Origin of the sequence: Microbacterium sp. EF45047, assembly GCF_028472845.1 — a bacterium.
GTDB classification, from domain to species: Bacteria; Actinomycetota; Actinomycetes; order Actinomycetales; family Microbacteriaceae; genus Microbacterium; species Microbacterium neungamense.
Genome location: NZ_CP069429.1, coordinates 1,751,753 through 1,766,430, shown reverse-complemented (window position 1 = coordinate 1,766,430; position 14,678 = coordinate 1,751,753). Strand labels below are relative to the sequence as shown.

The following is a 14,678-nucleotide window of genomic DNA, read 5'->3' as shown; positions in this document are numbered from 1 at the left end:
CCCCACACGCTACCCGCGACCGGGCGCGGCGCGGGGGAGCGGCGGCGCGATAGGCTGGAGTGCCATGCTCGAACTCGATCTCTCCGCCGACATCCAGGCCCTGCGACAGACATTCGGCGACATCCGTGAGGTCGTCGACGTGAACTCCCTGCGCGAGGACATCGCGCGCCTCAGCGAGGAGGCCGGCGCGCCCGACCTCTGGGACGATCCCGAGAAGGCGCAGAAGGTGACCAGCGCGCTCAGCCACAAGCAGGCCGAGTTGAAGCGGGTGACCGAGGTCGAGCAGCGCCTGGACGACCTCGAGGTGCTCGTCGGTCTCGCCAACGAGATGCAGGACGAGGAGTCCGCCGCCGAGGCGCGTGCCGAGCTCGCCGCGCTGACCGAGACCATCAACCAGCTCGAGGTGCAGACGCTGCTCGACGGCGAGTACGACGACCGCGCCGCGATCATCACGATCCGCTCCGGCGCCGGCGGCGACGACGCCACCGACTTCGCCGAGATGCTGATGCGGATGTACCTGCGCTGGGCGGAGCAGCACGGCTACCCGGTCAAGGTCATGGACACCTCCTATGCCGAGGGCGCCGGCATCAAGTCGGCCACCTTCGAAGTGGACGCCCCCTACGCGTTCGGCACCCTGTCGGTGGAGGCCGGCACGCACCGCCTCGCGCGGATCAGCCCGTTCGGGTCCGCCGATAAGCGGCAGACCTCCTTCGCCGCCGTCGAGGTCATCCCGCTGATGGAGGAGGCCACCGAGGTGGAGATCCCGGAGGGCGACATCCGCGTCGACGTGTTCCGCTCCTCGGGCCCGGGCGGGCAGTCGGTGAACACCACCGACTCCGCGGTGCGCATCACCCACCTCCCGACCGGCATCGTCGTGTCGATGCAGAACGAGAAGTCGCAGATCCAGAACCGCGCCGCCGCCATGCGCGTGCTGCAGACCCGCCTGCTGCTCCTGCAGAAGGAGGAGGAGGCGGCGAAGAAGAAGGAGCTCGCCGGGAACATCACCGCGAGCTGGGGCGACCAGATGCGCTCCTACTTCCTCTACGGCCAGCAGCTCGTCAAGGACCTGCGCACCGGCCACGAGTCCGGCAACCCCGCCGCCGTGTTCGACGGCGACCTGGACGGGTTCATCTCGGCCGGCATCCGCTGGCGCAAGCGCAAGAGCGAGGACTGAGACACCCGTCCGAAACGCGAGGATCCCCGGGCCGGCGCCCGGGGGATCCGTCGTCTGGGGGAGGGTCAGCGTGCCGTCGCGGTGACGTCGACGCGCGCGACCTCCTGCAGCAGCTCGTCGGTGATGATCACGGTGTACGACGGCGACTCGGCGACGTCGAACGACACCAGTCCCTCCACCTGGTCGCCGCTCTGCACGGAGTCGCCGGGCAGCGCGCCGTCGACCATGAAGTCGAAGTCGCCCTCGTTGCCCTCGGCGTCGAGGACGCTGAAGTACAGCGGGTTGGCGTTCGTGGTGCCCTCGACGCCCTCCCACAGCACGTCGAGGATCAGGTAGCCGCCGTTGACGGCGTCGATGCCGATGTCCGAGCCGTTGTCGACGCCCCAGGTGGCGCTGCGGATCGTCACCTCCGCGGTGCCGTCCATCTGCACGACGGCGACCGGCTCGCCGAGGGCGCCCTCCTCGACCGGGGCGGAGCCCTCACCCGTCTCGGCCGGCTCGTCGATCGGCGGCGCGCTGGGCAACCCGTCCGCGAAGTCCTCGAGCTGGCTGGCGGTGCTGATGACGATCACGAGGAACAGGATCGTGCCGGCGATGCCGCCCACGATCGACAGGACGAGGCCGGTGATCGCGGGCCACTTGCGGGTGTTCTTCAGGAACAGGGCGACGATCGACACCACGAACGCCGCGAACAGCACGAAGACGCCGAGGCCGAAGGTGATGAAGATGCACGCCAGGATCGTGCCGACGACGGCGAGGCCGAGCCCCACATACCCGACGATCGGCTGCTTCTGCGGCCCGGGCGCGGTGGCCGTCGCGTACGCCGGCGCACCGTAGCCGGGGGCCGCCCCGTAGGGCGGCTGACCGCCGGGTGCGGCGTAGGGCGGCTGACCGCCGGGTGCGGCGCCCGGGTAGCCCGGAGCCGCCGGTCCCGCGTACGGGGGCACCCCGGCGCCGGGAGCGGGCGGGGCGGTGTAGCCCGGCGCCGCATACCCCCCGGATGCCGGCGGCGCGTACGCCGGCGAGGCCCCGGGCGCCGGGAAGGCGGTCGTCTCCGCCGGGATCTCCGTCGGCGGAGGGACCACGTCGTCGCGGCCGGGTGCCGGCGACGCGTCCTCGGCGTCGGGCTCGGCGTGAGGGCCGGATGCCGCCTGATCGGACTCCGTGCCAGGGGCCGACTGCGCAGACTGCGCGGCCCCGGCGGACTCCGCAGACTCGGCGGACTCGGCGGACGCTGCGGCCTCGGCCGACTCGGAGGCCGGCTGCGCCTGCGGAGTCTGCGCCTCCTGGGTCTGCGGCTGCTCGGGGGCGAAGTGCTCCGTCCACTGCGTGCCATCCCACCAGCGCTGGCGTCCTGATCCGTCGTCGTACCATCCCGCCGGAACGCTCATGGCACCCTCCTCCTGCTCGCGTCGCATGAGCGACCCCCGTCACGGCGCGATCGCGCAATAACCTGTATAGCAGTCACCGGCGACGCCGCACGATGTGGAGCCCTGCCCATCCCGCGCGGGGAGTGTCGCTGATCCGCCACGGGCGGAGCGCGCTTAGGCTCGAATGGCCATGATCCGGTTCGAGAACGTCACCAAACGCTACCGCGGCACCAGACGACCGGCGCTCGCGGGCGTCGACTTCGAGGTCGAGCGCGGGGAGTTCGTCTTCCTCATCGGCGCCTCCGGGTCGGGGAAGTCCACCTGCCTGCGCCTGATCCTGCGGGAGGAGGTGCCCACCTCCGGCCGCGTCGCCGTCCTCGGCCGCGACCTGCGGGCCCTCGCGAACCGCAAGGTGCCCTATTTCCGGCGCCACATCGGGTCGGTGTTCCAGGACTTCCGGCTGCTCTCGTCCAAGACCGTGTACCAGAACGTGGCGTTCTCGCTTCAGGTGATCGGCGCGTCCCGCGGGTTCATCCAGCAGGCCGTCCCCGAGGCGCTCGAGCTCGTCGGCCTCGAGGGCAAGGGCAAGCGGATGCCGCACGAGCTGTCCGGCGGCGAGCAGCAGCGCGTCGCGATCGCCCGTGCCATCGTGAACCGGCCGCAGGTGCTGCTCGCCGACGAGCCGACCGGGAACCTGGACCCGGCGACCTCCGTCGGCATCATGCAGCTGCTCACCCGCATCAACGCGGGCGGCACGACCGTGGTGATGGCCACGCACGAGGCCGGTTTCGTCGACCAGATGCAGCGTCGCGTGATCGAGCTGCGCGACGGCGAGATGGTGCGCGACGAATCGGGTGGTGGATACGGCGACACCTCCAACATCCCGCGGCTCACGCCCGAAGCGGTCCGCGGCGCGGCCGCCGCGGCGGCGCTCACGGCGGTCAAGGAGGTGCAGCGCGAGACCGCGAGCATCCAGCCGATCCAGGCCCCGGATGCCGGGGACGCCGCGCCCCGCCCGGCACGCACGGATGCCGAGCCCGCCCGCACCCCGGGCGCAGCGCCGGCTCCGAGCCCGGCCCCGGCCGCCCCGCCGGCCCCGGAACCGGGCACGCCCTCCGCGCCCGAACCGCCGCGCCCGAGGACCGGGCCGCGCACGCACCCGATCGTGCTGCCGGAGGTGGAGGTCGCCGAGCTCGGCGTCGCGGACCGCCTCGGCCTGTCGGACTCCGATGACGAGGAAGTGGGTCCCACGTCGTGAACGTCGGTCTCATCCTCACCGAGGCCCTGCTCGGCCTGCGGCGGAACATCTCCATGGTGATCTCCGTCGTGCTCGTCACCTTCGTCTCGCTCACCTTCGTCGGCGCCGCCATGCTCATGCAGGCGCAGATCGGAACCATGCGCGCCTTCTGGGGCGAGCGCGCGGCCGTCACCGTGTACATGTGCTCCTCCGTCTCGGAGTCGGAGAGCTGCGTCGGCGGCGCCGCGACCCCCGAGCAGCTGGAGGAGGTGCGCGCCCAGATCGACGGACCCGCCCTCGCGCCGCTGATCAGTGAGGTGCGCTTCGAGTCCAAGGAGGAGGCGCTCGCCAACGTCGTCGAGCAGCTGGGCGAGGACCAGGCGAGCGTGCTCACCCTCGACCAGATGTCCGAGGCGTTCCAGATCACCCTGAAGGACCCGGGCCAGTCGCAGGTGATCGTCGAAGCGTTCACCGGTCAGCCCGGGGTGGACGCCGTCACCGACCAGCGCCGCTACCTCGACCCGCTCTTCTCCGCCCTCACCGTGGCGACCTACATCGCGGTCGGCATCGCCGCCCTCATGCTGGTGGCGGCCGTGCTGCTGATCGCGACGACCATCCGGCTCTCCGCCTACGCACGGCGGAAGGAGATCGGGATCATGCGTCTCGTCGGCGCATCGAACCGCTCCATCCAGACGCCGTTCGTGCTCGAGGGCGTCTTCGCCGCCTTCCTCGGCTCCCTGCTCGCCAGCGGCGCCGTCGTCGCGGGCGTGCACTTCGGCGTCGAGGGGTACCTGTCGGCTCGCGTGCCGTTCATGCGGCCGCTGGTCGGGATGCAGGAGGCGGCGGTCGTCGTGCCCGTGCTGATCGGGATCGGCGTCGTGCTCGCCGCGCTCTCGGCCGGCTTCGCGATCCGGCGCTGGCTGCGCACCTGATCACCGGCGCCGGCTGCCGAGGTGGCGGAGCGGAGCCCGCTGCGCCGTGCGCGGCGGCGGAGTGTAAGCTGATGGGCTGCCGTGCCCTCACGCGCCTCCGGGCGCGTGCGATCCCCGCACGGCGCGGACCAGGAGAGAACCATGCCCAGGGAACGCGGCGAGAAGCTCATCGCGACCAACCGTCGTGCGCGCCACGACTACAACCTCGAGAAGTCGTACGAGGCCGGCCTCGTGCTCACCGGCACCGAGGTCAAGTCGCTGCGCCAGGGCCGGGCGAACCTGTCCGACGGGTACGCGTACATCAAGGGCGGCGAGGCGTTCCTCGACGCCGTGCACATCCCGGAGTACACCCAGGGCCACTGGACGAACCACTCCGCCAAGCGGGTGCGCAAGCTGCTGCTGCACCGTGAGGAGATCCTCAAGCTCGAGCACGCGGTCTCGGCCGGCGGTTACACCCTCATCCCGCTGCGGCTGTACTTCTCCGACGGCCGGGCGAAGGTCGAGATCGCGCTCGCGAAGGGCAAGCGCGAGTACGACAAGCGCCAGGCGCTGCGAGAGCGGCAGGACAACCGCGAGGCCGAGCGCGCCATGCGGCTGCGCAACCGCCTCGGCGAGTAGCACCCGGCCGGGCCCACGCTCTCAGAGCGCGGGCGTGAACCCGAACACGCGGCCGAGGAAGCGCAGCTCGGTCTCCAGCGACGCGATGATCGTCTCCGCGCGCCGGAATCCGTGCCCCTCGCCCGGGTACAGCACGTACTCGTGCGGGATGCCGCGGGCGGCCAGCGCGTCCCGGATCGCCTCGGATTGCGAGGGCGGCACCACCAGGTCGTCCTCGCCCTGCAGCAGCAGCACCGGCACGTCGATCCGGTCGGCGTGCGTGAGCGGCGACCGCGCCACGTAGACGTCCTCGGCCTCGGGCAGAGGACCCACCAGCCCGGTGAGATAGTGCTTCTCGAAGTCGTGCGTCTCCGCGGCCAGCATCCGCAGGTCGGCGACGCCGTAGCGGCTGATCCCGGCGGCGAACGCCCCGCCGCGCACGAGGGCGCTGAGCACCGTCCAGCCGCCGGCGGATCCGCCGCGGATCGCGATGCGGGCGGGATCGGCGGCGCCCGAGGCGGCGAGTCCGCGGGCGGCGGCGATCACGTCGTCGACGTCGACGACACCCCACTGCCCGTCCAGGCGCTCCCGGTACGCCCGTCCGTACCCGGTGGATCCGCCGTAGTTGACGTCGAGCACGCCGATCCCGCGGCTGGTCCAGAAGGCGTAGGCGGCGGAGGCGGCGCCGGCGACGTGCGCGGTGGGACCGCCGTGCACCATGACGATGTACGGCGGGCGCTCGCCGGACGGGCCCTTCGCGTCCGGGCTGGCGGGCGGGTAGTCGAAGGCGTGCACCGGACCGTGCGGGCCCTCGAAGGTGACCGGCCGGGCCGCCGGCATCCACGCGGGGTCGGACGGCTCACCGCCGCGGACCGCGGTCGCCGCCCCGGAGCTCAGTTCGAGGAGCCAGAGGCCGCGCGCGACCTCGGCGCCCACCCCGGAGACGAGCACGCGGTCGCCGGAGACGTCGTCGACGCTGACCTCGCTCGTCGCCGGCACGGGGAGGCGGTGGACGGATGCCGGGGCGGGGGACGCGTCGATCCCCACGCCCCCTCCACCCGCCGCTACGCGGCGCGCGGAGCCTCCGGCGCGTGGGCCCGGCTCAGCGTCCGGGCCGGGCTCAGCGTCCGGGAGGTCGGGGGAGAGCAGCACCACCTCGTCGGCACCGTGCGTGCGCACCGCGACGATGCGGCCGTCGTCGAGCGGCCGGTACCAGCGGGTGCCGAGCACCCACAGGCCGCCGCCGGTGTCCGCATCCGCCGGCGCCACCGCCGCGTCGTCGGTCACGCCGATGCCGTCCACGGTGAGCCGGCGCAGGTTCCAGCGGCCGGAACGGTCGTCCGCGAACAGGAGACCGCCCTCGCCGACCCACTCCGGTTGCAGCGCGGCGCGGGATTCGACGGTGGTGCGCGCCCCGTCGGCGAGGCGGAGCACGGTCAACTGAGCCTCCTCCCACGGCATCCGCGTGCCGCTCCACTCCACGAACGCCAGCCGGGTGCCGTCCGGCGACAGCGCGGGATGCGCGAAGAAGCCCGGACCGTCCACGAGCACCCGCTCGCGCGCCTCGCCCGCGGCGGCGGAGCCGTCCACCGGGATCTCCACGATCCCGCGCCGGTGCGGCTGCTCGCGCAGGTTCTCGCGCACAGCCAGCAGCCGGCCATGCTGCAGCGACAGGCCGCCGTGCTGCGGCCCCGGAGCGGTGAGCGGATGCGGTTCGCCGCCGCGCGGCATCCGGTACACCCGCTGATCGGCGGCGTGCACGAAGAAGAGAGTGCCCTCGGCATCCGCCGTCCAGGCCCCACCGCCGTACTCGTGGACCCGCGAGCGCGCGCTCCACGGCGCGGGGAGCACCTCCGCGCCGGACGAGCTCCGCACGCTCACCCGCCCGCCCTCGGCGGGCACCGACTCGCCCCACCAGATCTCCTCGCCGACGAAGCGCGCACCGTCGATGCGCGGCGACGCCTGCGCGATGCGGGCGGCGGTGAACGGCGACGGCCAGGAGCCGTAGGGGAGGGATGCGGGTGAGCCGGACATGACTCCGAGCCTAGCCAGCAGCCCGTCCGCGACACGGCCGAGTGCGATCCGGCCGGGCACGCCGCGGCGTCGCGCGACATGCACCGTCATACCGTGCGACACATGGCGTCACACAGTGTGCGCCCGGTTCCGGGGCCGTTCTACCCTGCTGGAGGACGTGACCGACGAGCCGGAGGAGGAGCAGCACCATGGCCCGAGTGCCGTTCTCCTTCGAGCTCTACCCGCCGCGCTCACCCGCCAACGCGGACGCCCTGCACGAGACCATCCGGCAGCTCGCGGCGGTCGGGCCCGAGTTCCTCTCCGTCACCTACGGGGCCGGGGGATCCACCGGCGGGCGCTCGCTCGAAGTGCTCCGCCACATCCGGCAGCACACCGACGTCGAGCCGCTCGCGCACCTCACCTGCGTGGGCAACACCTACGCCGGGGCGACCCGGCTGATCCGCGAGTTCCTCGACGCCGGCATCCTCAGCTTCCTCGCCCTGCGCGGCGACCCGCCCGCCGGTCAGGACGAGGGCGACCCGTTCCTCGGCGACCTGGAGAGCGCCGCGCAGCTCGTGCAGCTCATCGACCGGGTGCAGGCCGAGCGCGCCCCGTACGAGGAGTCCCCGGTCCCGGGCAATCCGGGCGCCGTCCGCGTCGCGCCCCGCCGCAAGGTGAACATCGCCGTCGCCGCCTTCCCGAACGGGCATCCGCGTTCCGCCTACAGCACCCAGCACGTCGAGGCGCTGCTGGCGAAGGAGGCCGCGGGCGCCACCTTCGCGATCACCCAGCTGTTCTTCCACCCCGACGACTACCTCGCCTTCGTGGAGCGCGCCCGCCGCGCCGGCGTGACCATCCCGATCCTGCCCGGCATCATGCCGATCACCTCGCCCGCCCGGCTCGCTCGCGTGCTCGAGCTGACCGGCGAGGAGCTGCCGGGCGAGCTCGCCGTCGCGCTCGAGGTGGAGCCCACCGCCGAGGGCCGTCGCCGCATCGGCATCGAGTGGGCGGCCCGCCTGGCGCGAGCCGTCGTCGCCGGCGGCGCACCGGGAGTGCACCTGTACGCCTTCAACCAGCACGAGACCGTGCTCGAGGTTCTCGCCGAAGCCGGGATCATCCCCGCCCTGCAGTTCTCATCGAAAGGAACACCATGACCGCTTTCCCCGACGGGACCATCCTCGGCTACCCCCGGATCGGACGCCGCCGCGAGCTCAAGAGGGCCGTCGAGTCGTTCTGGGCGGGCCGCATCGACGAGGCCGCGCTCGAGACCGCCGCCGCGGAGCTGCGCGCGGCGAACCGTGAGCGCCTCGCCGCGCTGGGCCTCGGCCGCGACGACTCCTCGATCCCGGAGTCGTTCTCCTTCTATGACCAGGTGCTCGACGCCGCGGTCACGGTCGGCGCGATCCCGGCCCGCTTCGAGGACCTGCGCGACGAGGACGGCCGCATCGGCCTGCCGGCCTACTTCACCATCGCGCGCGGCGAGGGGGACCGCGCGCCGCTGGAGATGACGAAGTGGTTCGACTCGAACTACCACTACCTCGTGCCCGAGATCGGCCCGGACACCGACTTCTCGCTCTCCAGCGACCGCCTCGTGCGCGAGGTCGCCGAGGCCGCGGACGCCGGCTTCCGCACGCGCCCCGTCGTCGTCGGCCCCGTGACCCTGCTCGCCCTGGCGAAGGCATCCGATGACGCGCCCGAGGGCTTCGACCCGCTCTCCCGCCTCGACGATGTGCTGCCCGTGTACGCCGAACTGCTCGCGGCGCTCAAGGCCGCCGGCGCCGCCTGGGTGCAGCTGGACGAGCCGGCGCTGGTGAGCGAGTCGCTGCCGGCGTCGCCGCAGGCCCTCGCGGATGCCGCGGAGCGCGCCCTCGCCGTCCTCGGCGGTGCGCAGGACCGCCCTTCGATCCTCGTCGCCGCCCCGTACGCCGCCCTCGACGCGGCGTTCCCGGTCCTCACCGCCGCACCGATCGAGGCCATCGCGGTGGACCTCGTCCGCGGCGGCATCCCGGCCGGAGCCCCGGGCCTGGAGGGCAAGACCCTCGTCGGCGGCGTGATCGACGGTCACAACATCTGGCGCGGCGACCTCGACGCGGCCTTCGCGAAGCTGGAGGCGCTGCGCACGCTGGGCGCCGCGGCGGTCACCGCCGCCACGTCGACCTCGCTGCTGCACGTGCCGCACGACGTGGAGGACGAGTCGAAGCTGGACGCGCGCCTGGTCTCCTGGCTCGCCTTCGCCGACCAGAAGGTCGGCCAGGTGGTCACCCTGGCGCGCGGTCTCGCCGAGGGCCGCGACGCCATCGCCGCAGAGCTCGACGCCGCATCCGCCGCGCTCGAGGACCGCCGCACCGCACCCGGTGTGCGCGACGGCGCCGTGCGCGAGCGCGCCGCCGGGCTCGCCGAGGCCGACTTCGCCCGCGCCCCGTACGCGGAGCGCGAGGCTGCGCAGCAGGCGCTGGACCTGCCCGCCCTGCCGCTGACGACCATCGGCTCCTTCCCGCAGACCGGCAACATCCGCCGGGCGCGGGCGCAGTTCCTGCGCGGCGAGCTGCCGCAGGAGGACTACGAGGACTTCCTGCGGGCCGAGATCGACCGCGTTGTCTCGCTGCAGGAGGAGCTCGGACTGGACGTGCTGGTGCACGGCGAGCCCGAGCGCAACGACATGGTGCAGTACTTCGCCGAGAATCTGGACGGCTTCGCGGTCACCGAGAACGGCTGGGTGCAGTCCTACGGGTCGCGGGCGACGCGTCCCTCCATCCTGTGGGGCGACGTGTCGCGTCCGGCGCCGATCACGGTGTCCTGGGCTTCGTACGCCCAGTCGCTGAGCGCGAAGCCGGTCAAGGGCATGCTCACCGGGCCGGTGACGATCCTGGCCTGGTCGTTCGTGCGCGACGACCAGCCGCTCGGCGAGACCGCGAACCAGGTCGCCCTCGCGCTGCGCGACGAGATCGCCGACCTCGAGGAGGCCGGCATCGGCATCATCCAGGTCGACGAGCCCGCCCTGCGCGAGCTGCTGCCGCTGAAGCGGGCCGACCAGCCGGCGTATCTGGACTGGTCGGTGCGCTCCTTCCGCCTGGCCACCGGCGGCGCCGCCGCCGCCACGCAGGTGCACACGCACCTCTGTTACTCCGAGTTCGGCGTGGTGATCGACGCGATCCGCGCCCTGGATGCCGACGTCACCTCGATCGAGGCGGCGCGCAGCCGGATGGAGGTCGTCGCCGACGTCGCGGAGGCCGGCTTCGACCACGGCATCGGCCCGGGCGTGTACGACATCCACTCGCCCCGCGTGCCCAGCGTCGACGAGGTCGAGACGCTGCTGCGTCGCGCGACCGAGGAGCTGCCGCTGCGCCAGGTCTGGGTCAACCCGGACTGCGGCCTGAAGACCCGCGGCTACGAGGAGACCGTGGCCTCGCTGCGCAACATCGCGGAGGCGACGCGCCGCGTCCGCGAGGACGTCGCCGTCACGGCCTGACCGGCCCCACGCGTTCGGGGCGGATTCTCACACCCGGGGCGGCGGAGAACCGCCCCGAACGTGAGAACCCGCCCCGAACGGATCAGGCGCGAGGCGTCAGACCGCGCGCAGCACCGCGACGACCTTGCCGAGCACGGTGGCGTCGTCGCCGAGGATGGGTTCGAACGCCGAGTTGCGGGGGAGCAGCCAGGTGTGACCGTCCCGGCGGCGGAAGGTCTTCACCGTCGCCTCGCCGTCGAGCATCGCCGCGACGATCTCGCCGTTCTCGGCCGTCGACTGAGTGCGGACGACGACCCAGTCCCCGTCGCAGATCGCGGCGTCGATCATCGAATCGCCGGAGACCTTGAGCATGAACAGCTCGCCCTTCCCGACGAGCTGCCGCGGCAGCGGGAAGATCTCCTCGACCTGCTGCTCGGCGGTGATCGGCACCCCTGCGGCGATCCGGCCGACCAGCGGAACGAGCGCGGCGTCGCCCACGGCCGGGCCCGCGTCGGCGGGATTCTCGCCGCTCGCCCCGGGCAGATCGATCAGCACCTCCATCGCTCGGGTCTTGCCCGGGTCGCGACGCAGGTAGCCGCTCAGCTCCAGCTGACCGAGCTGGTGCGTCACGCTCGACAGGGACTTCAGTCCCACGGCGTCGCCGATCTCGCGCATGCTCGGCGGGTAGCCGTGCTTGGCGATCGAGGTCTGGATGACCTCGAGGATCGCCATCTGCTTCGGGCTGAGGCTCTTGCGCCGGCGCGTGCGCGGCGCTTCGGCGGCGTTGTTCTCGCTCATCTGTGCTCCTTCGTGCGCCGTCGCTGGCGACCGGGTTCGAATGTCGGTGGCCCGTGATGGGGTGTCGATATCGAAACCGTATCCGAGATCCTCACGATTTCGGAAGATCTGTTCGAGCGTGTCGGAGACCTACCTGACAGGATTTCGAAGACGTGTTGACAGATGTTCGATATCGAAGATAGATTCGGAACGTAGCTTCGCATCCGGCTCTCCCGGCCGAGGGTCGGATGCGAAGCTGCCGATCACATCGAGGAGCACAGCACATGAGCACCATCGCCATCCAGGGTCCGATCGCCCGCCCGCGCACGCGTCTCCGCCTCACCGCACGCGGACGCCGGGTGCTCCTCGCTCTCGCCGCCGCCCCGCTCGCCGCCGGCATCGCCTTCTCGGCGCTCGCGGGCGGCTCCGCCCTCGCCTCGGGTGAGCAGGCGTACCGGGCGTCGTTCGAGACCGTGACCGTGATGCCGGGCGACACGCTGTGGTCGATCGCCGCGCACGTGGCGCCGGACGCTGATCCGCGCGACGTCGTCGACGACATCATCCGCCTGAACAATCTGCCGGGCGGCATGGTGCAGGCGGGCAGTGAGATCGCCATCCCCGCTGCTTACGCGGACTGAGCCGCCGGTTGCGCGGGCTCTCCTGCCGGCTGCGCGGACTGACCCGCCGGCACGCCGGCCGCGCCCGGCTCGGAACCGTTCGTCGCACGCGCCGAGCGCCCCGGCGGTTCGTCCTAGCATGGGAAGGGTGACCTCCCTCGATGAGCTGCCCCTCCGCGACGATCTGCGCGGGCTCACACCGTACGGCGCGCCGCAGGCCCCTCTCCCCGTCGCACTGAACGTCAACGAGAACACGCATCCGGTGCCCGACGAGGTGGCCAGCGACATCCTCGACGACATCGCCCTGGCCCTGCGTGACGTGAACCGGTACCCCGACCGCGAGTTCACCCTCCTCCGCGAGGGATTCGCCGAGTACCTCGGCCACGGCCTCACGCCCGACCGCATCTGGGCCGGGAACGGGTCGAACGAGGTGCTGCAGCACATCCTGCAGGCCTTCGCCGGCCCTGGACGCACCGCGTTCGGCTTCGCCCCCACCTACTCCATGTACCCGCTGCTCACCCAGGGCACGGGCGCGCGCTGGATCGCCGGCACGCGCGAGGCGGACTACCGGGTGAGTGCCGAGGACGGCGCCGCCCAGGTGGCGGACGCCGACCCGGATGTCGTCATCCTCTGCACCCCGAACAACCCGACCGGCACACCCCTCGGCCTCGACGTCGTCGAGGCCGTCTACGAGGCCGCCCGCGGCGTGGTGGTCGTCGACGAGGCGTATCAGGAGTTCGCGCCGAAGGACGCTCCGTCGGCCCTCACCCTGCTCGACGGCCGCCCGCGGCTCGCGGTGTCCCGCACCATGAGCAAGGCGTTCGCGTTCGCGGGTGCACGGGTCGGCTATCTCGCCGCCGACCCGGCCTTCATCGACGCCCTGCGCTTGGTGCGCCTGCCGTACCACCTCAGTGCGCTCACCCAGGCCGCCGCGGTCGCAGCGCTGCGCAACGCGCCGACCATGCTGCGGATGGTGGACGACATCGTCGAGCAGCGCGACCGCATCTCCGCCACCCTGGAGGCGCTGGGTTACCGCCCGCACGAATCGTGGACGAACTTCGTGCTGTTCGGGGGAGTGGACGACCCGAAGGCGGTCTGGCAGTGCCTCTACGACCGAGGCGTGCTCATCCGCGACGTCGGCATCCCCGGCCACCTGCGCGTCACCGCGGGAACCGAGGCCGAGACCACCGCCTTCCTGGACGCGCTCGCATCCGTGGGCGACACCGCCTCGGTAGGATCGGCGTCATGAGCGCCGCCCCCTCCGAGCCCCGCACCGCGGGCGTCCACCGCAGCACATCCGAGTCCACCGTGGAGCTCGAGCTGAACCTGGACGGCACCGGCCGCAGCAGCATCGACACCTCGGTGCCGTTCTTCGACCACATGCTCACCGCGTTCGCGAAGCACTCGCTCACCGACCTCACCGTGCGGGCATCCGGCGACACCGACATCGACGCCCACCACACCGTCGAGGACATCTCGATCGTGCTCGGCCAGGCCATCAGGCAGGCGCTCGGCGACAAGGCCGGCATCTCGCGCTACGGCGACGCGCTCGTGCCGCTGGACGAGGCGCTGGCGCAGGCGGTCGTGGACATCTCCGGCCGTCCGTTCCTCGTGCACGAGGGCGAGCCCGCAGGCTTCGAGTTCCATCTCATCGGCGGGCACTTCACCGGATCGCTGGTCCGGCACGCGTTCGAGGCGATCACGCTGAACGCCGGGCTCACCGTGCACGTGCGGGTGCTCGGCGGACGCGACCCGCACCACATCGCCGAGGCCGAGTTCAAGGCTTTCGCGCGCGCCTTCCGCCAGGCCAAGGCGCTCGATCCGCTCGTCGAGGGCATCCCGTCGACCAAGGGGGCGTTGTGACCCGCACGCCGCGCGTGGCGGTCTTCGACTACGAGTCCGGGAACGTGCACTCCGCCGTCAAGGGGCTGGCGGCCGCCGGCGCCGACGTCGAGCTGACCGGCGACCGGCAGGCCGCGCTGGAGGCCGACGGCCTCCTGGTGCCCGGGGTGGGGGCGTTCGCCGCCGTCCGCGACGCCCTGCACGCGCGCGGCGGCGACGAGATCATCGAGCGCCGCCTCGCCGGCGGGCGGCCCGTGCTCGGCATCTGCGTCGGGATGCAGGTGATGTTCGCGCACGGGGTCGAGCGCGGGCACGACACCGAAGGTCTCGGCCAGTGGCCGGGGGCGGTGACACGGCTGGAATCGCCGGTGCTGCCGCACATGGGCTGGAACACGGTGGAGCCGGATGCCGGGACCGTGCTGTTCCGCGGGATCGAGGACGAGCGCTTCTACTTCGTGCACTCCTACGCGGCCAAGGCCTGGGAGCTCGACGTGATCCCGCCGTTCCCGCAGCCGGCGCTCACCTGGTCGACCTACGGCGAGCGGTTCCTCGCCGCCGTGGAGAACGGCCCGCTGTCGGCGACGCAGTTCCACCCGGAGAAGTCCGGCCAGGCCGGCATCCGCCTGCTGCGCAACTGGGTGGAGAGCCTGTAACGCACCGGTTTGGCGCCC

General features: G+C 72.4%; 13 protein-coding genes. 10 read left to right on the top strand and 3 right to left on the bottom strand.

What is annotated here, in order from left to right:
* The first annotated feature begins 64 nt into the window (after positions 1-64).
* Positions 65-1,174 carry a peptide chain release factor 2 gene (prfB, locus tag JRG78_RS08555; protein ID WP_259606287.1) on the top strand — a complete coding sequence of 370 codons (1,110 nt, stop codon included), beginning with the start codon at positions 65-67 and terminating at the stop codon, positions 1,172-1,174.
* 65 nt (positions 1,175-1,239) lie between these two features.
* On the opposite strand, the gene JRG78_RS08550 is transcribed toward prfB, so the two are convergent.
* Complete coding sequence (locus tag JRG78_RS08550; protein ID WP_259606286.1) at positions 1,240-2,565, bottom strand: DUF2510 domain-containing protein; 1,326 nt, start codon at positions 2,563-2,565, stop codon at positions 1,240-1,242.
* A gap of 169 nt (positions 2,566-2,734) precedes the next feature.
* Between JRG78_RS08550 and ftsE the strand changes: the two genes are divergently transcribed.
* From ftsE to smpB, 3 genes are all read left to right on the top strand, one after another.
* The gene (gene ftsE / locus JRG78_RS08545; RefSeq protein ID WP_259606285.1) at positions 2,735-3,802 is read left to right on the top strand and encodes a cell division ATP-binding protein FtsE; all 1,068 of its coding nucleotides are present in this window, start codon (positions 2,735-2,737) and stop codon (positions 3,800-3,802) included.
* Positions 3,799-4,713 carry a permease-like cell division protein FtsX gene (gene ftsX / locus JRG78_RS08540; protein ID WP_259606284.1) on the top strand — a complete coding sequence of 305 codons (915 nt, stop codon included), beginning with the start codon at positions 3,799-3,801 and terminating at the stop codon, positions 4,711-4,713. The genes ftsE and ftsX overlap by 4 nt, the downstream gene beginning before the upstream one ends.
* Before the next feature lie 141 nt (positions 4,714-4,854).
* Positions 4,855-5,331 (top strand): SsrA-binding protein SmpB, encoded by a 477-nt coding sequence (gene smpB, locus JRG78_RS08535; RefSeq protein ID WP_259606283.1) that lies wholly within the window; start codon positions 4,855-4,857, stop codon positions 5,329-5,331.
* Positions 5,332-5,352: 21 nt separating this feature from the next.
* Here smpB and JRG78_RS08530 read toward each other — a convergent pair whose 3' ends face one another.
* Positions 5,353-7,344, bottom strand: coding sequence for a S9 family peptidase (locus JRG78_RS08530; protein ID WP_259606282.1), 1,992 nt, complete (start codon positions 7,342-7,344; stop codon positions 5,353-5,355).
* Positions 7,345-7,532: 188 nt separating this feature from the next.
* Here JRG78_RS08530 and JRG78_RS08525 point away from each other — a divergent pair, with 188 nt between their 5' ends.
* Complete coding sequence (locus tag JRG78_RS08525) at positions 7,533-8,477, top strand: methylenetetrahydrofolate reductase (RefSeq protein ID WP_259606281.1); 945 nt, start codon at positions 7,533-7,535, stop codon at positions 8,475-8,477.
* The gene (gene metE, locus JRG78_RS08520) at positions 8,474-10,792 is read left to right on the top strand and encodes a 5-methyltetrahydropteroyltriglutamate--homocysteine S-methyltransferase (RefSeq protein ID WP_259606280.1); all 2,319 of its coding nucleotides are present in this window, start codon (positions 8,474-8,476) and stop codon (positions 10,790-10,792) included. The genes JRG78_RS08525 and metE overlap by 4 nt, the downstream gene beginning before the upstream one ends.
* Before the next feature lie 96 nt (positions 10,793-10,888).
* Here metE and lexA read toward each other — a convergent pair whose 3' ends face one another.
* Entirely contained in the window at positions 10,889-11,569 is a 681-nt protein-coding gene (lexA, locus tag JRG78_RS08515) for a transcriptional repressor LexA (RefSeq protein WP_259606279.1), read from the bottom strand.
* A 263-nt stretch (positions 11,570-11,832) separates the two neighbouring features.
* Here lexA and JRG78_RS08510 point away from each other — a divergent pair, with 263 nt between their 5' ends.
* From JRG78_RS08510 to hisH, 4 genes are all read left to right on the top strand, one after another.
* On the top strand, positions 11,833-12,186 hold the full coding sequence (locus JRG78_RS08510; RefSeq protein ID WP_259606278.1) for a LysM peptidoglycan-binding domain-containing protein: 354 nt from the start codon (positions 11,833-11,835) through the stop codon (positions 12,184-12,186).
* Positions 12,187-12,313: 127 nt separating this feature from the next.
* Positions 12,314-13,414 carry a histidinol-phosphate transaminase gene (locus JRG78_RS08505; protein WP_432806403.1) on the top strand — a complete coding sequence of 367 codons (1,101 nt, stop codon included), beginning with the start codon at positions 12,314-12,316 and terminating at the stop codon, positions 13,412-13,414.
* Positions 13,411-14,028, top strand: a complete 618-nt coding sequence (gene hisB / locus JRG78_RS08500; protein ID WP_259606276.1) for an imidazoleglycerol-phosphate dehydratase HisB — start codon at positions 13,411-13,413, stop codon at positions 14,026-14,028. Before JRG78_RS08505 ends, hisB begins: the two co-directional genes overlap by 4 nt.
* Positions 14,025-14,660, top strand: a complete 636-nt coding sequence (gene hisH, locus JRG78_RS08495) for an imidazole glycerol phosphate synthase subunit HisH (RefSeq protein WP_259606275.1) — start codon at positions 14,025-14,027, stop codon at positions 14,658-14,660. Before hisB ends, hisH begins: the two co-directional genes overlap by 4 nt.
* Positions 14,661-14,678: the final 18 nt, after the last annotated feature.

Excerpts from the sequence above, each read along its gene's own strand:
- prfB (WP_259606287.1), top strand. The coding sequence starts at position 65 with ATGCTCGAACTCGATCTCTCCGCCGACATCCAGGCCCTGCGACAGACA.
- JRG78_RS08525 (WP_259606281.1), top strand. The coding sequence starts at position 7,533 with ATGGCCCGAGTGCCGTTCTCCTTCGAGCTCTACCCGCCGCGCTCACCC.
- JRG78_RS08550 (WP_259606286.1), bottom strand. The coding sequence starts at position 2,565 with ATGAGCGTTCCGGCGGGATGGTACGACGACGGATCAGGACGCCAGCGC.
- ftsE (WP_259606285.1), top strand. The coding sequence starts at position 2,735 with ATGATCCGGTTCGAGAACGTCACCAAACGCTACCGCGGCACCAGACGA.
- hisB (WP_259606276.1), top strand. The coding sequence starts at position 13,411 with ATGAGCGCCGCCCCCTCCGAGCCCCGCACCGCGGGCGTCCACCGCAGC.
- JRG78_RS08530 (WP_259606282.1), bottom strand. The coding sequence starts at position 7,344 with ATGTCCGGCTCACCCGCATCCCTCCCCTACGGCTCCTGGCCGTCGCCG.
- JRG78_RS08510 (WP_259606278.1), top strand. The coding sequence starts at position 11,833 with ATGAGCACCATCGCCATCCAGGGTCCGATCGCCCGCCCGCGCACGCGT.
- smpB (WP_259606283.1), top strand. The coding sequence starts at position 4,855 with ATGCCCAGGGAACGCGGCGAGAAGCTCATCGCGACCAACCGTCGTGCG.
- metE (WP_259606280.1), top strand. The coding sequence starts at position 8,474 with ATGACCGCTTTCCCCGACGGGACCATCCTCGGCTACCCCCGGATCGGA.
- lexA (WP_259606279.1), bottom strand. The coding sequence starts at position 11,569 with ATGAGCGAGAACAACGCCGCCGAAGCGCCGCGCACGCGCCGGCGCAAG.